Source organism: Pseudoalteromonas sp. PAST1 (genome assembly GCF_021532515.1).
In the GTDB taxonomy this organism is placed as follows: domain Bacteria; phylum Pseudomonadota; class Gammaproteobacteria; order Enterobacterales; family Alteromonadaceae; genus Pseudoalteromonas; species Pseudoalteromonas simplex.
On the sequence record NZ_JAKGBH010000071.1, the window covers coordinates 1 to 18059 of the forward strand.

General features: G+C 40.7%; 21 protein-coding genes and 2 pseudogenes. 6 read left to right on the forward strand and 17 right to left on the reverse strand.

Translation table 11 applies throughout. The annotated features are described in order from the left end of the window. Positions 1–137 precede the first annotated feature (137 nt). The gene (locus L1272_RS23315; RefSeq protein ID WP_366031342.1) at positions 138–458 is read right to left on the reverse strand and encodes a DUF4158 domain-containing protein; all 321 of its coding nucleotides are present in this window, start codon (positions 456–458) and stop codon (positions 138–140) included. Positions 459–1198: 740 nt separating this feature from the next. On the opposite strand from L1272_RS23315, the gene L1272_RS21185 reads away from it, so the two are divergent. Then, the gene (locus L1272_RS21185; RefSeq protein ID WP_235374233.1) at positions 1199–1513 is read left to right on the forward strand and encodes a hypothetical protein; all 315 of its coding nucleotides are present in this window, start codon (positions 1199–1201) and stop codon (positions 1511–1513) included. A 1-nt stretch (position 1514) separates the two neighbouring features. Continuing rightward, positions 1515–2102, forward strand: a complete 588-nt coding sequence (locus L1272_RS21190) for a hypothetical protein (protein ID WP_055022341.1) — start codon at positions 1515–1517, stop codon at positions 2100–2102. A 46-nt stretch (positions 2103–2148) separates the two neighbouring features. Here the strand turns inward: L1272_RS21190 and L1272_RS21195 are convergent, their stop codons facing one another. The 9 genes from L1272_RS21195 to L1272_RS21235 form a co-directional block, all read right to left on the reverse strand. Continuing rightward, positions 2149–2601, reverse strand: coding sequence for a hypothetical protein (locus tag L1272_RS21195; RefSeq protein WP_055022342.1), 453 nt, complete (start codon positions 2599–2601; stop codon positions 2149–2151). Positions 2602–2765: 164 nt separating this feature from the next. After that, positions 2766–3761 carry a tyrosine-type recombinase/integrase gene (locus L1272_RS21200; protein WP_175083356.1) on the reverse strand — a complete coding sequence of 332 codons (996 nt, stop codon included), beginning with the start codon at positions 3759–3761 and terminating at the stop codon, positions 2766–2768. Between the two features lie 288 nt (positions 3762–4049). Then, a complete protein-coding gene (locus L1272_RS21205) occupies positions 4050–4214 on the reverse strand; it encodes a hypothetical protein (protein WP_171040484.1) in 165 nt (54 codons plus the stop codon). Continuing rightward, on the reverse strand, positions 4211–4435 hold the full coding sequence (locus L1272_RS21210) for a hypothetical protein (protein ID WP_063530268.1): 225 nt from the start codon (positions 4433–4435) through the stop codon (positions 4211–4213). Before L1272_RS21210 ends, L1272_RS21205 begins: the two co-directional genes overlap by 4 nt. A gap of 1 nt (position 4436) precedes the next feature. Beyond that, complete coding sequence (locus L1272_RS21215; protein ID WP_063530267.1) at positions 4437–4811, reverse strand: hypothetical protein; 375 nt, start codon at positions 4809–4811, stop codon at positions 4437–4439. A gap of 166 nt (positions 4812–4977) precedes the next feature. After that, the gene (locus tag L1272_RS21220) at positions 4978–6591 is read right to left on the reverse strand and encodes a hypothetical protein (RefSeq protein WP_199524870.1); all 1614 of its coding nucleotides are present in this window, start codon (positions 6589–6591) and stop codon (positions 4978–4980) included. Between the two features lie 156 nt (positions 6592–6747). Further along, complete coding sequence (locus tag L1272_RS21225) at positions 6748–8178, reverse strand: hypothetical protein (RefSeq protein WP_063529956.1); 1431 nt, start codon at positions 8176–8178, stop codon at positions 6748–6750. Positions 8179–8477: 299 nt separating this feature from the next. Beyond that, positions 8478–8855 carry a hypothetical protein gene (locus L1272_RS21230; protein WP_055022345.1) on the reverse strand — a complete coding sequence of 126 codons (378 nt, stop codon included), beginning with the start codon at positions 8853–8855 and terminating at the stop codon, positions 8478–8480. Between the two features lie 186 nt (positions 8856–9041). Beyond that, positions 9042–9815, reverse strand: coding sequence for an excalibur calcium-binding domain-containing protein (locus L1272_RS21235; RefSeq protein ID WP_063529957.1), 774 nt, complete (start codon positions 9813–9815; stop codon positions 9042–9044). A gap of 159 nt (positions 9816–9974) precedes the next feature. On the opposite strand from L1272_RS21235, the gene L1272_RS21240 reads away from it, so the two are divergent. Further along, positions 9975–10703, forward strand: a complete 729-nt coding sequence (locus L1272_RS21240; RefSeq protein ID WP_063529958.1) for a hypothetical protein — start codon at positions 9975–9977, stop codon at positions 10701–10703. Between the two features lie 30 nt (positions 10704–10733). Here the strand turns inward: L1272_RS21240 and L1272_RS21245 are convergent, their stop codons facing one another. The 4 genes and pseudogenes from L1272_RS21245 to L1272_RS21260 all read right to left on the reverse strand — a co-directional run bounded on the left by L1272_RS21245 (position 10734) and on the right by L1272_RS21260 (position 13919). Further along, on the reverse strand, positions 10734–11117 hold the full coding sequence (locus tag L1272_RS21245) for a zinc ribbon domain-containing protein (RefSeq protein WP_063528624.1): 384 nt from the start codon (positions 11115–11117) through the stop codon (positions 10734–10736). 80 nt (positions 11118–11197) lie between these two features. Further along, positions 11198–12485, reverse strand: a pseudogene (locus tag L1272_RS21250) (ISL3-like element ISPpu12 family transposase). A 21-nt stretch (positions 12486–12506) separates the two neighbouring features. Further along, the gene (gene lspA, locus L1272_RS21255; RefSeq protein WP_004813174.1) at positions 12507–13019 is read right to left on the reverse strand and encodes a signal peptidase II; all 513 of its coding nucleotides are present in this window, start codon (positions 13017–13019) and stop codon (positions 12507–12509) included. A gap of 3 nt (positions 13020–13022) precedes the next feature. After that, positions 13023–13919 (reverse strand): cation transporter, encoded by an 897-nt coding sequence (locus L1272_RS21260; protein ID WP_063529117.1) that lies wholly within the window; start codon positions 13917–13919, stop codon positions 13023–13025. Between the two features lie 95 nt (positions 13920–14014). Between L1272_RS21260 and cadR the strand changes: the two genes are divergently transcribed. Next, complete coding sequence (cadR, locus tag L1272_RS21265; protein WP_004364961.1) at positions 14015–14422, forward strand: Cd(II)/Pb(II)-responsive transcriptional regulator; 408 nt, start codon at positions 14015–14017, stop codon at positions 14420–14422. A gap of 64 nt (positions 14423–14486) precedes the next feature. On the opposite strand, the gene L1272_RS21270 is transcribed toward cadR, so the two are convergent. Then, positions 14487–15335 (reverse strand): RNA-guided endonuclease InsQ/TnpB family protein, encoded by an 849-nt coding sequence (locus L1272_RS21270; protein ID WP_235374234.1) that lies wholly within the window; start codon positions 15333–15335, stop codon positions 14487–14489. A 38-nt stretch (positions 15336–15373) separates the two neighbouring features. Between L1272_RS21270 and tnpA the strand changes: the two genes are divergently transcribed. After that, positions 15374–15769: an IS200/IS605 family transposase gene (gene tnpA, locus L1272_RS21275; protein ID WP_138558981.1), complete on the forward strand. Its 396-nt coding sequence runs from the start codon at positions 15374–15376 to the stop codon at positions 15767–15769. Positions 15770–15922: 153 nt separating this feature from the next. Continuing rightward, entirely contained in the window at positions 15923–16720 is a 798-nt protein-coding gene (locus tag L1272_RS21280) for a hypothetical protein (protein ID WP_063529910.1), read from the forward strand. Positions 16721–16971: 251 nt separating this feature from the next. Here L1272_RS21280 and L1272_RS21285 read toward each other — a convergent pair whose 3' ends face one another. Together L1272_RS21285 and L1272_RS21290 are read right to left on the reverse strand one after the other, a co-directional pair. Then, entirely contained in the window at positions 16972–17346 is a 375-nt protein-coding gene (locus tag L1272_RS21285) for a DUF7668 domain-containing protein (protein WP_058584486.1), read from the reverse strand. Positions 17347–17685: 339 nt separating this feature from the next. After that, positions 17686–17931: pseudogene (locus L1272_RS21290) on the reverse strand (transposase); the annotation flags it as partial. Positions 17932–18059 lie beyond the last annotated feature (128 nt).

Consider the following 18059-nt stretch of genomic DNA (forward strand, 5'->3'; position numbering starts at 1 on the left):
GCTAAGCTAAATGCGCGTGATTACAATCGCCAACTGGTTGAAGCGATGATCAAAGTGAAGGCGCTAAATAAGATCAACACCCTTGGTCTGCCTAAATATCAGTAAGTTAAGTGAATTTGTTAGAGAGCTGCATTTGATCAACAAGGCCTTGTTGGTGATAAATCCTCAAGAGACATATCTTTATCGCTGAAATACTTGGATCTTACATAATCTAAATCATTACTGACTTGAGTAAATGAGAAATTAAATACTATTGGCCGTGACCTAAAGTAACCAAGCAGTAAGATAAAATACACTCTGGTTTCAATACGTCTTAATTCGTTGACGAGCCTTTGAGTTTCACTATCTAACGAAAAATAATCATCACGATCTTTACGGTTAAAATTGGGTAAGGCATAGAGTTCGTTGATTTCTGATTCGCTGAGAATTTGTATACGCTTGGTGTTTGATGAAGAAATAGTGGTAAGCCTTTCTTGTTATTTTTAATCAGCATACCTTAATCAATGAGGTTAATGTTTACCAGTCAACTGCTTAACATTACCATAAAGCCGATTTAAGCGACTAAAGTGGTAAACTTTTCATAAGATAGTTTACCACTGTGTATTATTACTTAAGAATACTAATGCCGATTTCGAGGGGATGGGCTAAATAATACAAACTGTGTTACTCAAGGGGTGAAGTCCAATGGTACGAAAAGTTACTCTAAGCGTGAAAATTCAAGCTAAGGTTAATTTCGAGGGGATGGGCGCAAAACCCCTTTTCCAGAATTAAACAATTTTACAGGGCCGAAACGCACAGTTCCTTGCTTTGAGCTCAATAGAGGCAATATCAAAGTAATGATTAAGGGTGTGTAAAATTCAAGTGGCAAACTCATGCCGTATCGAAAATATGAATTCAAGCTGCAACTTAAAATAGATAATGAAATACAAAGTGAAATGTAAAATAACCCGCGTACTGGGCTTTGTTTCTTTTTAATGAAGCTAATGCCGTTTTTAGTGCTATTTTCGCCACACTATGACTCCTTTTCATCTAAACAGATGTAAATTCTTCTCCTCAAATACGCAGGCAAAAGATGACAGTTGGTCACATAAAAGCAATAATAAAGGACTATTGCTGGTAAACTCTCAGTACATTATTATTAAATTCGATGTAGTAGTTAGAGTTGGATGTTTGTATGGGAGCCTCACCTATAGCCTTAATGAGCTTATTATTTTGCTTCATATTTTGGGTGATTTCTTTATCTGTATTCTTAAAGCGTGAATTTATTCGTTCTCTTGCAATAGCGCAGCGCGTCAGAAAGTTGGTTCAAGAGTCAATTCAACTGGAGATCTACATGAAAGGGCTGCCAGTTAATGATGAGCGTTCTGCTGCCTTCCGTAGAATTCAAGAAATTAAAGCTGAACTTGCTGGAATAGAAGGCTTTCCTCAAAAGAGTAGTATTACCCCTGCCTATGCATCCAAGATAGAGCTTAAAAATGTTGTTAATTTAGCCAGCTACAAACGCAGAGCTTAATATGGAACATATAAATGCATTTGTAGTTTCTTATAACAAGTTATTTACTGCAGGAGCTAGTGACTTCTTTTTTAAATACTTGATGAGCTTTTCAGGCTTACTTTTTGTGGTTTTCTGCCTAACTATCATTAAAGCCTACTTTAAAAAAACATCATTCTCACACATGTGTTTAGTAACATTCGTTACAATATCCTATTTATCAACTGATTATTTAATGGCTCTAGAGTACTTAAGAGAAGCGGGTAGTTTTATAGATGGTGTAGTCAATATGTATTTGATGTTCTCTCTTTTTGATAGCATTACAGCGCTTATCATTGCCTTATTATTTCCTTTTATAAGAAAGGGTAAAGGATACTCAGATGCTTCAGTAATCACAATGTGTATCTTTTTGATAAATTCAGTCTTGCACCTAATTTTGATGTTAAATTATATTACGCAAAATTCCCTTAACCCTTATTTAGGCTTTTTTTACTCTATTACTGTAAATATAAACGACTTGATATTACTTAGTGCATTTCTAGCACCAACTTTTATTACTAAAGTAAAACTTCTTTTTACGGAAAAATTGCTTTTACGCCTGTCGGATTAAAAATGGCCAAGGTCTTTCTGGCCATTTTCTTGCTAATTTTACTTTGCTAGGCTGATTTGGAGGGTTTGGCTTTAATTGTTAAAGCACCTTCTAATGACGTTTTAATCTTCTTAGTAATTGTTGGAACAAAAGTAGGGTCAATAATTCCGTAATCAGCACTTTCTTCTAACGAACTTGCAACTACTTTATTTACAGTTTCAAGAAGTTCTTCAGGTCTAACATCTTCTAAATTTGTGTTTTCATTTATGTTCAGAAGAAGGTAGTCTAGACTTACATTTCTTCTAATCGCTGTAGTTAAAATAAAATCCCATGGCATAGAAGGGCGGCTAAACCACATTTTCATAGTGCTCGCATTATGTCCTAAAGCTCTTCGTCCACTTTCATCTTCAATTTCATATAATTCATCAACCCCCCACACTTGCTTGCAGCGCTCTAAAACTTGTGAGACGTATTTTTTCTTTGAGTCATCATCTAGATTTTTAAAATATGTATCAGCCATGTTTAGTTGTTCTTGTAAGTTCACTACTCTATATTCTAACAAAAAAAGATAAATTTAAAATGAACAAAAATTTATGTTGATTTCAGTCACTTTTTGTAAATCGATAAAACCTTAAAAATCAATGTTTTTTGATATAAACGGCAGTAGAAACAAAATTTTAGATCTCAAAACAAATTATTCAACACATCCTCAAATGCCTTTGAATCTTCATCTACAATATACATTGCAGTTGTAACTTCTTTAGAATGACCAAGCAGTTTACTAATTCTGCTTATCTTTACGCCTTTTTCATCCAGCCAGGTCGCGTATGATCGTCTTAGAGAATGGGGAGCAACTGTGTTATATATTTTACAAAGCTCATAAATAGCGCTGCCAGATAAAGGCTTACTATTTTCAACATCAATATTTCCACTATGTGATACTTTGACAAATAACGGGCCAGGCATTATGCCTCGAACATTCAACCAGTCTTCCAAAGCAAGTTTTGTAATAGGGTGGATCGCAACATATCTTTCCTTATTACCTTTACCAATAATCTTCAAATACTGAGTGTTTATTGTGACTCTATCTTCGCTACTAAGCTCTAAGACTAATGATGAAATCTCTATTGTGGCCAACTCACTTCTTCTTAACCCGGTACCAATTAAAATATGAAAAAGCGCCAAATCTCTAAGCATTTTATTTCTATTAGTTGGGTTTGAGCTTGCTATTCTCTCCAAAAGCACTTGGAAACTAGAACGAGAAATTACCTGATGTTTTTTAATTCTAGAGCCGGTTTCTCCTTTCACTTTTAGAATACCATCTAGCTGCAATCTAGAAATCTGTCCTAACAAATAGGCATGCTCACATACACCCTTTACAACGGAAACATATAATGAAATCGTTTTTGGAGATAGCTCCTTGGCTTTTAGGTTATGGATAAGGCTATTCAAATCAGTTGAAGTAATTTCTGCCCAATTAATTTCATAAAAATCTGGGTAGCCGGTATGTTTTGCAATTGCTTGCAAACATCGAGTGACGGTCTCTTTGGATGTATCCGCCGCCAAAGAGTTAACATAATTGAATATCGGACATTTAGGGTTTACATAAATCTCATTTAATTTTTGTTTAATCTTGGTAGCCGGTAATTGAGGCTGTTTTAAATCGATAATCTTTTCCAATCTGCTGTTCATAATTTAAATTCATACGAAACCATAAGCACTGTACATTTATACATCCAAAATAAACTTGTGTAAATGCCCATTTATGCAATTAACATGTTATGTTAAATCAACTGTAAAATAGAATCTTGGGAAATTAGACTCTATTAATTAAAAAGATTTATCTAGGTATAAGGGGATGTTTTAGTTCCTAAATGAGAGTTATTAGTAAGAGCATATTAACTTTCGAATCGGGAGATTAGTCCGATACTAACCAGTATCGGACTTAAGCAATTGAATTGTTAGTAATTACTTAAAACCACCAACTTTACTTGATAAGAAAATAAAGGCAATTATAAATTCACCAACCACTACAGCTAACAGCCATTTTATATTTTCTGTATCAAATTTCATGAAGTCCAAAAAAAATATAATTACTCCAATTAAAAACCAAGTTAAGAACTGAGTTTTCATAATACCCTCTCTAATTCATGAGCATCTTTGGCTTGAGCGATCATTTCAAGTGCGTCATTAATTTCGGTTAAAGTTTCTTTATCTATTAACGTTATTCGATCTAAATCTATTTTTTCCGGGTTGGATATCCAAGAGACATCATACTTAGCAAGCAATAATGATTGAGCAGACTTTAAATTTTTCTCTGCTTCAGCAAAACCTTTTGACAAATTTAGTTCCATATTAAATCCTTAGCTGAGCATGTTTCTTAAACACATCACCTGTTTTTGGGTTTATAAATAGGCCGTTCATTTCAGCTAAAGATTCTAAAGTGAAATCAGGATTGTTTTTTAGAATTGCGTTTCTTACATCTTCATTTTTTAAAAATACATCTGCAGGAATTGTGAATTGGTTTAAATTCATGGGCTCTACGATTGGTGTTTTTCCTAATTCAGAAATGATATCCATTGCAGACTTCAGCTCCGAGAAAATAGCAAAACCAATGTCATTCATTTCTTGTTTAGTGGTCCCAACCCCATTTTTAATTAGCTCTGGATAAGGCATTAAAAATACATTTAAAGCCTTTTGAATTTGATTTTTAATATCTTTCAATGACATATGTAAAATACCAAGGTCGAATAACTACTTATAATTTACAGCTTGTTTCTAATTAAAAGGCGGGAAAAAAGAGTAAATTTTAAATTTAATCTATTTTTTAAAATGTTTCAGGTTGAAGTGTTTTAAAACCAAGTCCAATTTTTAAAATTGGACTTGGCGAAAAGCGTTATGGTGCAACTGATTCGGTTTTGGTGCACTCCTCCCCTTCTAGGCTCCAACCTGTAGGGCAAGTATTGGTACTTGGAACTTCTTCAGTTTTACTACACTGCTCCCCTGATAAAATATAATCTGTTGGGCAAGAGTAAGTTACAGCGGTAGATGTGGAGCTAACGCAGCTAGTGCCACTTAGTGAGCCACCAGCCGGACATGAGTAAACTAAACTCGCATTCTCTCTCTTATTACATTTCGACCCTGACAAACTATATTGTGACGGGCAAGAGTAAGTCACAGCTGTAGATGTGGAGCTAACACAGCTAGTACCATTTAATTTACCATCAGCCGGACATGAGTAAACTAAATTCGCATTATCTCTCTTGTTACACTTCGACCCTGATAAACTGTATTGTGATGGACAAGAGTAATTATATGAAACTGTTGTTGATTTAACACAGTTAGAGCCACTAGAAGTATATCCACTTGGACAAGAGGCAACTGATGCCACTGATGCAGTAGCCGAACATTCGAATGGATATCGACTTGTGTCGCTTACATATCCTGCAGGGCAACTTTTAGTTGTTGTTTCACCCATGCTGACACCGTTGGAGTAACAATAATATTTCATTGGGTATGACGTTACATCCGGTGAAGCAGTCTGACCTGCCGGACATACGTATACTTTGAAGGCATATTCTTTTCTTTCACACTTAGTTCCATTTAATGTATAACCTGATGGACACGAGTACGCTGGAGTACCATATTCATTTTTCACACAACCAGAACCAGTATTCGAATATCCAGAAGGGCAACTCTTAGATGCATCAATTTGAACATCTTTATAACAACTATTACCGGAACGCGTATATCCAGCAGGGCATGATGAACTTGCAGGCGAGCTCGATGAACCTAGACATAAACCATTTGAGTACGTGGTACCAACTGGGCAATTTTTAGTTGCATCAATTTGAGTGTCTTTATAACAACTACTTCCTGAGCGCGTATATCCAGCGGGGCAAGATGAGCTAGCAGGCGAGCTCGATGAACCCATACATACACCATTTGAATACGTCGTACCTGCAGGGCAATTCTTAGTGGCGTCTACTGTATATGTTTTAGAACAATCTCCCGAACTGAGACTGTACAAATAACCTGATGGACATACTTTAATTGCTGGTTGAGTCGTTGTTCTGTAACACATTCCGCCAGATAAAATGTAACCTTCAGGACATGTTGCCCCTTTGACACTTAGAGTGATGGTATAATTTGCAGCTCCTGATGATCCAACTACCCCTGGGTAAATTGGAATATCTAGTCCGCCAGCTGAGTTAATAGCCTTGTCAAATTGAACAGTTTGCCCTTTTGTTACAGTAATTCCATTTACAACAACAGAGCTTGGTGCGTCACTATGTAACTTAAATGTGATCTGCTGTTCACCAAAAGCCTTATTTCCGTCCAAGGTGTACAATGTTGGTACCTTTATTATTGTAAACGGCTCATCAGCTTTACTACTTAGTAAGCTTTTAGAAGACAGGGTGTTTACAGGTTCAACATTTACTGTGGTTTCAGCTTTAGTGCTGAAAGATATATATACCAAGGCCAGTAGTAATAGTTTACGAAATAGCATTTTAGAACCCAAAGTAAGTTGTTATTCTAAATAGAATTCCTTTTTGAATTTGGTCCAAATTTGAAAATCTATTAAGTTGAGCTTATTAATTTACTTGAAATGGATTTTAGAAATGCCTGAAAAAAAACTATTTTTGACAGATAATTCAGGGAAACTTTAGTGAATTTTTATAACTGAATATAAGATTTGCGGGTTCTCGGACCCACATAAAAAGTTAAGGCGCGAAAGATTCTCTACAGTCATGCAGCTATCACCATGCAACTGCCATCCAGTTGGACAAGCTTTTTGGCTATGAGCGGTCTGAGTCAACTTGCAAGATTGATCTAAAAAAACATAATCATCAGGGCAACTATAGGCTGGTTCAGACTCAGTAATGGCAATACATTTATTTCCGTTCAGCTCCGCATTTTCAGGGCATGAGTATATTGAGTCTCCATCTATCTGCTCTCTATTTACACACACATTTAACTGGGGGTTTCCATCAAGATCCCAGCTAATTTCCTGATATGCTCCACCATGCTCACACATATAGCTGGGTTCTTGGTAGTTTGAAGGGTTAACGCAATTTCCATCAATGTATTCGCCCACCACACACTCATAACGGACATTAGCTTTATACATATATGGGTTCTTAAAAATGCATAGATAATTCTGATTATCATAATACTCAAGCCCATCTCCATCACACCAATCAACCGAAGGTTTCGCGGTTTCCACATCAACAGAGTAAGCTCTTGAGTCAGTGCACTCACCTTCCCCCCACTTATGTAAGGTATATCCTGCTGTGCAAGGTTCATACTCGGCATCATTAGTATCAAGCAGGCCATGAGAAACACATATGCTTTCATGGTTAGGCTTTTTATTCTCTGTATCTTCGATTAGATACACTCGTTCATCATGAGCACAATAAGCCTCCCCAGGGTAATCCTGCACCTTTGAAAAGCACACCTTGTACTTTTCAGACCATACACCAGGGCAAGATACGATTGGATTTGTAACAGTTGATGTAATGCAAACGCCATCTAAATTCTCAGAACCTTCTGAGCAAGTAACTAATGCCGGTTCATTAAGCTCTTTGACACATTTATCTTCTGTCTTCAAATAGTCATAACCAGTAGGACAGATGTTTGTAGCATCAATTATAAGCGTTTTTGAGCACATACCATCGGAAAATAAATAATCTTCAGGGCAGCTAGCTCCTTTTACACTTACTGTTATAGTGTAATGCGCTTCACCAGTATAACCGGTGGCAGCTGGGTATATTGGTATATCCAAACCCCCATCGGCATTAACCTCTTTCAAAAAGTCTATAGTCTGCCCCTTAACTACTTTTTGCTCATTCACAATCACAGCATTTGGGGCAGTATCATGGAGCTTAAAGCTTACTTCTTGCTCTCCATAAGCTACGTTACCTTCAGCCGTATAAAGGGGTGGTATACGAATAATAGAGAGTGGTTCATTAAATCTGCTTTTTAATAGTTGATTAGATGAGAGTGTATTTACTGTATTAACAGTCACCTCTTGTCCTGATAACGCTGCAAAGGGGGAAAAAACAAATAGAAATAGTAAAAACCTATGCAAAATCATTTTGATCTCCACTGAAGTTAATTTATTAATTAAAGCAGCTTGGAAAATGAAATTTACCTAAAAAAAAGTGATTTTTATAAAAAGTGCCACCAATATATAAACGTTGTTAAGTGAAAGGGTAACTTAAGAGACAGAATAGCCATTAAAGGTTAAGGAGCATTTATCCTTTCGCAGTTACACTGTCTTTTCGGTAGTAATTATTTTTGAGGGGATGTAATGCTAAGCATATAATGCTTTCGGCTGTCACAATGCTAATACAGTTTTCAAAAAAGATTGAAGATTAATAATAGCTGAAATCTTTACTCAGTTTTTCCAGTTAAGAAATGAACCCAACCTTTCCATTCACTTTTGTAATGAAGGTTTGGATTTGATGGTATATTAGCAGGCCTACCCCCCTCTTTACTCAGCTCCCTAAATTGTGTCATCGTCTCAACACCCAGTGTACGAGCTATTCGACAAGCTTCATGAAACTCAACGAACCGACCACAACCAGGTGAATTTTTTGGAGCTAAAACTTCTGACCATTTACAGCCATATACATTAGGTGGGCGCTTAGGCATAGACTCTGGAAATTCATCACCTTCACTGGCCTCAAGCCACTCTTTAATTGAAGATAACTTTTTCTCTCGAGCATATCTTGCTGCTTCTGTAATTGATACGTATTTATCTTGGGACATTTGTTTAACGTGTCTGACACATATCTTTCAATTCTACGATCAATTTTTAAAATTTTAAACATTATGAGTTTTTAAAATTCTAATATCATCTATCCCTCGTATTTATTCTTTCTATCGCGCTTTTAGTTAAGAAGGGCTGTACAAGTGTGTTTTGAAAAAATATACCGCCTTTCTTAGACTACAATATCATCTACAAACAACTCCATCGCCATCGCGATCATTCATATACGGATAGGCTGGGTGACCACTATAGACAGGCGTTATTTTATGGTTTCTTGCTTCTTTGCAGCTAATTTTACCATTTTGGTTATCATCATAAATTGACAAGGCACCAGTTGGATAGGACGTATCATAAGTAGTAGGCTGCAAAGATTTAACTTTGCTGTGGTATACCATATCCGTACTAGTACAGTTCATCAGTACAGAGCTTAATGCGTGATATTCATTTAAATCTATACTCAATTTATATTTTTGCTTAACTTGAACAATGCGATTTACGAACCAGCATTTATTTTTTTCTGGCAACCACTCACCGGCATCAAAGCCGCACTTACCTGTTTTACTACATCGATTAACTTTAGGTGAAGCAAGCGTTAAATTCAGTAAGTCAGAGGCGAAGGCTTTTCTTATACTGACAGGAGCTGAGCACAAGCCTGAGTCATGAGCCTCAGAAGTGGCAACAATGTGTTCTATATCGGTTTCGGAATCTGATTCAAAATAGCTACCTGTATATGGTCCATAAACTTGCCCATTCATACTTGCAACAATGGCATCTTCTACATTCTGGTCATACTCATAATCCGCCTTTTTATCATACGCAGAGCAACGATTTTCATCTTTAATAATCAACCCTTGCCAACTTTCATATGCTGGGCCGCCTTGATCTCCTCCACCAGTTACAGCGATTACTTTACTGGGCAAAATAAATGACAACCCAAACAATATGGCGAATTTGTTCATGCAAAAATCCTTTAGTTTCTTCATTAACCCTCTCAAATTTGGGGGTTATACGAATCTTAAATGCTGTCCTGCTGATTTATCAAATTTAAATTTTTTCAAAAATGCGCGTTTTTAAACATCCTGTATCGTTACTTTTGAAATTCAAATTTGGAGAAATGCATGAAAACTTTAAAACGTCACCTATTAATCGCGATCACTGTACTAACAGTTTCAGCATGTTCTAGTAACGGTATTCATGAAAAAATTGAACAGATAGAAGTTGCTCACCAAAAGCAAGTTGATAAAAAAACCGAGAAAATGGACCAACTCATTAATAGTATTCCAGATTGGTACTTAGATGTACCACAATCTGACTCAACAGGTGTATTTGGCGTTGGATTCGGTTCATCAAACAAACCTCCTTTTGCATTAAAAGCAGCCGAGCTCAGAGCTAAATTTGATGTAGCAAAGAGCTTTAAACAGCTTATCTCTGGCCAAGAGCGTTCATATGAAAACCAGACTCTAGATTCAAACCTTGAGACTCAAATTAATATGCTTATTGATTCAATTGTCGAAGAAGTTAGTGTTGCCGGTGCGCAGAGAGTAAAGCGTGAATTGTATAATGTTGATGGAGTAGCAAATGCATATGTTCTTGTAAAAATGCCTTATGAAGAATATAACCGAGCAATACAGTCTTTGCGTGCTAAAACAGTAGAAGAGAAAATGTCTGTTGCATTCGATGAACTTGAAAAGCGACTGCAGAATAGAAAGAGCGATGAACAAAAAGCAATTCAAGCCACTCACCAGCGTGATGTTGAGCTTAAAGAGCTTGAGATCAAAAAAGAGGTAGAGCTACGAAAAGCTGAGCAACCTCAAAGTGAACTACCCAGCGACATCGCTTCGCTCTGATCACTGGGCTTCTACAGTCTAGCTTAACGGCTAGGCTGCTTCTTTTTTCTCAGATCCAAAATCCAACTTCGATAATTCGAAGACTTTCGTTTTAACGGATTGTTTCTCCTGAGATACGGGTGCTACCCTTGCGACGATGCCAGCCGCAATTAAATCTAATTCACCTGTCTTTTCTATGCTCTTAGCCGACGATAGATCACGGTTTTGATGCGTTCCGCAAGCTACACAAGTGAAATACCTATCGTTCAATGTTAAAACATGGTTTTGGCCGCACTCTGAGCAGATCCCTGTGGACTTCTCAAATCGACCAATTTCGTGATACAACTTACCCTCTAACTCAGCTTTGTATTTTGAAAGCTGAGTTATCAGCCCCATTACGTTATCGGCAACCATGCTGCCATTGAACTTTTGCATCGCTTTTACGTTTAAATTTTCAGGGTATACGGATTTAATGGTTGATGGGGCACCTTCACCCCATCAATCTGATACCACCCTCAGATGGTTGATAGATCGACTCCGTAGTTGAGTTCCTCTGCGAAGTCCGGCAGTCTGTAACCGATGGTTTTCTTGTAGAAAGGAGAGACCTTCGCAGTCGGTGCCTTCTTCTTGTACTTCGTGGTGTAGAGCATTCGTGCCCGCATCACCTCGAAGGAGTAACCGCGCCCTTCACGGTTCTTGTCCTTGGCCAGTCGGTTGATGGACTCCGTGTAAGCGTTGGTGACGGGCATGTCCGTCTCGAAGTAGGTCATGGTCTCTTCGCGCCAGTTTCCCACTGCCCTGACCAGATCGCTCCAGACTTCCTTTTGGCCCTTCGGGATGGTGGCTATCCACTCGTCCAGGGCGGCTTCTGCCTGGAGCCGTGTGGTGGCGTCCCAGATGCCGTAGAAGCGCTCCTTGTGCTCGTAGGCGGCCAGCAGTTGCGGGAACGCGCCTGTCCAGGTCTCCATGATGAGGCGCTCCCGGTCTGAGACTTCGTGAGCGCGTTTCAGCAGGATTTTCCGGTCTCCCTTGAGTCCGACTCTGGGACGGTTTCAGCTCCTTTCTGAGGCCCTTGCGCACTCTCTCTAGGGCATCGTTGGCCATGCGCACCACATGGAACTTATCGACCACGATACGGGCCTGGGGCAGCACAGCCTTGACCGCTGCCCGGTAGGGGTTCCACATGTCCATGCTGACGATCTCGACCTTCTGCCGGTCTTTCAGCTTCATCAGGTAGTTGGTCACCACGTCCTGGCGGCGGGTGGCCAGCAGGTCGAGCAGGGTTCGCTCCTCAATGTTGGTCAGAATGCAGCGGTAGCGCTTGTTCAGGTATAGCTCGTCAATGCCCAGGATGCGGGGCGTCTCGAAGCGGTGCCAGTGCCCCAGGAACTCGGCGCGGGCGTTGAAGATGTCGCGCACCGTCTTCTCGTCCAGGCCGGTCTGTGCCGCCACAAAGGTGTAGGGGTGGTTGAAGGATTCCTTCTCCACGTACTCATGCAGCCGCAGTGTCATACGGAATCCGTCCACCATCTCCGGTAGCTGGGGCCTGAATGTTGTCTTGCAGGCCCGGCAGGTGTATCGGCGGCGGACCACCCAGAGAGTGACCCGCTTGCCGTGGATGGGCAGATCACGATAGGGAACGTCACGCTTGCCGAACCGTACGAACTCACCCTGCACGCCGCATTCCTCGCAGGCGATGGGATCGGGCACGTCCACCTGGAAGTGCATTTCGTCGTCGGTTGATTTGCAGCCCAGTACTTGGTATTGCGGCAGGTGAAGGATGTTGTCGGGAAGTTCGGTCATGGTGTTGTATAGGCGTAGGTGTCAGTCAGATCCATCCGACTCGGCATTGGTGTTTGCTTTTTTACCCAACAAGCTGCTGGAAACTAAAAGTAAGGCACCGAGGACAATTGCAATATCAGCCAGGTTGAAGGCCGGCCAATGCCAGTCTCGCCAATAGAAATCAAAGGAATCCACAACATAGCCGCGAAAGACCCGGTCAATCAGGTTGCCCATGGCGCCACCGAGGATAAGACTGTAAGCGATGGCTTCTCCTTTATGACGATTTTCAAGGATCAGCTTGATCAGAAAAATCGAGACCACTACCGCGATTCCGATAAAAAAGTAGCGCTGCCAGCCTCCACCATTCGCAAAAAGACTGAATGCGGCACCGGTATTCCATACGTGTACCCAGTTAAAGAATGAGGTCACTGAAATAGACTCGCCATATGCCATTGATTGTTGCACCAGCCATTTTACGGCCTGATCAGACGCTGCCAGCAGGCCGGAGATGGACAACAGAGCGTACGGTGACAGATGTTTGCCAAAAATGGACATTGCTTAATCCTTGAGCGCCAGAATGCGTCTAGCACCGTTAAGTACAATTACCCCCGCGATGGTGCCGATAATCAGATCCGGATAATTGGACCCGGTCCACGCGACCAGAGCGCCGGCGGTGATGACCCCCAGGTTGATCACCACGTCGTTGGCCGAGAATATCCAGCTTGCCTTCATGTGCGCCCCGCCCTCCCGATGTTTGGATATGAGCAGCAGACAACTGGTATTGGCAATCAATGCGACGAATGCGATAGCCATCATCACCAGCGATTCAGGCTCACTACCGAATACAAAGCGTCTCACCACCTCTATGAGTACGCCCACAGCCAAGATCAGTTGCAGTACACCAGCAAGATGCGCGGCACGTACCTGCATTTTCACGCTATGTCCAACCGCATAAAGGGCAAGCCCGTACACCGCCGCATCGGCAAAATTGTCCAGGGATTCTCCAATCAGGCCGGTGGACCGGGCGATCAGACCGGCAGTCATTTCCACCACGAACAGAAGTGCATTGATGCCGAGCAACCAGCGCAGGGTCCCGGATTCTTGCTTAGCAGAAGCTGCCGAAAACTCGGCGGCCTTGATGGTCTCCGGATTTGCAGCGACGGTTTCCTGAAGCGAGGCGCCTAGCCCCAAGGTCTTCAGTTTCGAGGTGACGGGCTCGACCTCGCCGTCATGCACGACCTTCAGCCGGCGGTTCGACAAGTCGAAGGACAGCGCCCGAATCTCCTCAAAGCCGTTCAGGGCTAGGCGAATCATTCGTTCTTCTGATGGACAGTCCATCTTCGGCACGGCATAAACACTGACCCATCTCCCTGGCGCCTCGGAGGAGGCCTGTATATCGGTATCCGCTGCGGACGTTGCATCAGCGCCACAGGCGCCACCACAGGATTTGCTCATGATACGACTCCACTTGAACAATGTTGTGGTACCATTTTAAACTATAAAGCTACTATAAGGTCAATAGAGTAAATAATCCGTTGGGGAGGAGGCTGATGCGCATTGGTCAGTTGGCGCAGTTGGTAGGGGTCGAAACACAGACGATCCGCTTCTATGAACAGCAGGGCTTGTTGCCGCCGCCTGATCGGCAGGACAACGGTTACCGTGTCTATACCGAGAAGCATGGTGAGGGGCTGGCCTTCATCCGTCGCTGCAGAATCCTGGGCCTGTCACTGGCTGAGATTCACGAACTACAGAGCTATCAGGACGACCCTCATCAGCCTTGTACCGCCGTCAACGCCTTGCTCGATGATCACATCTCTCATGTGCGGTCGCAGATAACCGCTCTGCAAGCGCTTGAGAAACAACTCGTTTCACTGAGAGCGAGTTGCAACGATGACCGGGAAGTTGAGGCGTGTGGGGTTCTTGCTGGAATTAGCGAAGGAAACATGCACCAGCAGTAGGTGAAGCATCAACCAGATAATCCGATGAGATGCCGGTCTGTCTCACTCTCATGCAAAGGTAAGATCAACCATTTAATCCGCTTACCCAATTTTCAAAACACGCTATATCAGTTTCATTGATTATCTGTCGTGAAATTTTGTGCGCAAAGTCGAGCCTTTGCCTTGAGATTTTACCGTGTAGCTTATTGATGCGTTGTTTAGTTTTGTGCCAACGATTTGAGCCTTTGGTTCGACGCGCAAGCTGGCGTTGCAATTGATTTAGCTTCTCTTTTGACTGTTTTAAAAACTTCGGATTATCGGCCACAAATCCGTTCGAACCAACAACCGTTTGCTTTGAGTTGATATCAAAACCAGTGATCTTTTCCAAAACCTGTTTAGCCGTTTTACACTCTACTTCCTGTGTGATGCTGCATCCCCACTTTCCGTGACGATATTGAATAGTTACGGTCTTAATTTTGCTCGCAAGCCCACGATGCAAAACGATTGGCACTTTGCCGACCTTTGGGATGCTTATAGCGTCATTTTCAATTCGAATACAGTTGGAATTATTGACCGCTCGGAAGCTATCATTGTGAAGCCGCTTCCTTTTGTAGGAAACTTTGTGCTTTGGAAAATGCTGCAAACGACCTTTAGAAAATGCATTCTTCATCGCTGTTTCCAAGTCGCGAGCAACCTGCTGAGCAGCAGAATCAAAGGCTTTAATCCAGCTAAATTCCTCGAATGGCTTAATTTCCTTGAGGAGAGAAGCCATATCTTTGTAAAACAGGAATGTTTTATCGTATTCATATCGACGCATATTTTCAGACAACAACAGATTCCAAATGCCACGCGCTGTCGCACCAAACTCAATGAGCTTAACTTCTTGTTCTGGCCTAGGGTTTAGCCTGTAGTTGTATCTGAGCGTCTTTTTCATATACTGTATAGACTACTGTATAAGGCCTAGTTGTCAAGATGGATTATGAAACTAAATCTCACTACAAATATCTAATTGCGCTTCATTTAATTTTGGAGGTTAAGTACAGAAAACCCCTGCTAAACGGAAGGCTGGGTGAGTTTGTAAAGAAAACGGTTTTCGATGTTTCTCTATCATCTGACTTTAGGATCGAAGAGGTTGAGATAGACAAAGATCACATTCATATGCTGATTACAATCGGCACTCGATATTCAGTAGGCCAGCACGCAAGGAGGATTAAGCAAGCCACAACCGCTAAAATCTGGAAATCATTTCCTTATCTGAAAAACCAATTTTGGAAAGAGAAAACATTTTGGTCAGATGGGTACTTTGTGTGTTCTGTAGGGAATGCAAGCGCAGAGACTATACGAAAATATATCCAAGAGCAGGGGTGACACCTATTCATCCCCGCGACATCACTTTGTTCTGATCACGGGGTTTTCTCGGTGAGTTTAGATAAAAAGTAATTTTTTAAAAATATTAGGCTTTTTTTGCCTCTATATGTTGCGTATACCTGTACATTATTAAGCATATATATGGAGGCTGTTATGTTTACAAACCTGAATAAATACTCAAAACATCAAAACTCAAAGTGGTTTATCATTGTCATTTTACTTTGCTCTATTTTATCAATAGTTTATTTGCAAATACGTCATCCCGCTGACAACTCTAGTGTAGAGTCAACTTTTGACTACTCAACTATTATCGATCACTTTAGTGACAAGCTTAACCAAGGTACATTTCTGTTCTCTGAACCGGTTACTTGGAACGGCCGATTTATTCCTGTTGAGAGTTATGCTGGAATAAACCTTAAAAGTTTAAGCAGCGAGCATGCTGATGGTTTAGTTTTATATTGGCTTCATCGTATAAAGTTTGCCTCTACTGAAGAGACTGGTGTCATAAAAGACAGTTTTGAGTCTCTAAAATCATTACATTATGACATCAACGAAGCTAATGTAGAATTCTTAGATTGTAGCCTGACTGAAAAATGTGATTATAAAAAACTTATAAATAACTTCAGCAACTCAGCTTGGGTACCTTTTTGGGCAATGAAGGCAGATATTGAGTATGTTAAGAGCAAAAGTGATGAACTAGATGAGCTTAACATTTCTGCTGTTAGTGACTTAGAGTTTTTCGAGCTTCGTAACAATGCCGATCATGTTGAAATCATACCACCAGCACTTGCTGACTACTTAATAACCATACCTTTTTATCTGAATTGCGAAACCAACAATCAAAAGCTTTTGATGTACTTATACGAGGTCAAAACTAGGTTTCCCCAGCTAAGCACGATAGTTGATGAGTTCATGACTATGGCTTCAGCTAACCAGTGCGAGTTAGTGTAGGAGAGGAATAAAGATTCATACTAAAAGCTACTATCAAGTCCAAATCAAGCTACAACTGAATATTAAAGTATCATACTCTTGTAACTCTCTTCTGGACAAAAACACGTTAGAGTATTTAATCAGTAACGCCCGCATAACGGGCAAATATACGTAGGCTAAACTACCGAGCAACGCGAGGGGAGCCTACGTGTATTTGTCCCTAGCGAGCAAAGCGAGTGTTAATGCGTTTGTTATGTGACGGCCTAATAAAACTACGGAACATATACCATGCCAAACTCATATTTGTAGCCTGAAACTATGGGATAAATTCGACCTTTCAGAACGAGATCACTAACGCCTTCTTCTACAGTACATAAATCGATGATTAAATCCCAATAATCACCTTGCCATTGATAGCATGAACGTTCCCAACATTCAGTAGATAACGCCTTTAGACAACAACCATATTCAAGAACATTTTCTCTATTAAACTCGGCCAAATCACTAGATTGAAGAGTGATGTATTCCGAGACATTGTGGAGTTCGAAATTATCTTTGGTTAATTGAATAACCACTTTGCAAATGGAGTCTTTCCATACTTCCGGTATTGAATGTTCCTTTTCCAAATCTTTTAAAGGCAAATGCATTCTTCGTCATCCTTGAGTCACATAACATTTTAGTATTTATGCGACACGCAGTTTGTGTTGCATAATCGCTTGTTGGACTGAGCCGCTACCTGCTCGGTGTGTCAGAGTTGGTGTTGTTTATGCTATGGGAATTTGCTTTTTCTGGCCTAAGCGATATCAAGCCAACGTTACTGGCGAGCCTATCGCATCTAAGCTATCCCTGCTTTACTCAGCGTTTATTATGCTTCCATTACACCTAAATTTGCCTTAAGAAGCAATTATATTTTTACGCACACAGAGGTCGTTAGCCTGAGCAATTAAGCAGGTTAACTCATTGATTTTAAGCAGCAAGCAAGGCTGCTAACTCGTTCGCACTATTTCATTTGTTGGCGTATCTGAATTCATCACACCAATAAATCGTAAAATACCCACCTTGCATGACTGACAAAACCAATGCGGTACCAATGATTCTGTTTCTGGCTTTGCCTGCACTAGTTTGCATTTGTGTGTTGATTGAGCCTTTATTAACGCTAACTTTCGCTTGCGACACGCATTAGCTAAAAAACCGTAGTGGCGAATGCGCATAAACCCTTTAGGCAATACATGTTGCCCGAATTCAGATAATAAGTGCACCACTCATGGTTAAACGGTGAGAAGAGATCAACTGCCTGTTGGTGGTACTCTATCGTCGCCAAACAAACAGAAGCATTTACCATGAGTTACAAGCAGTTGAT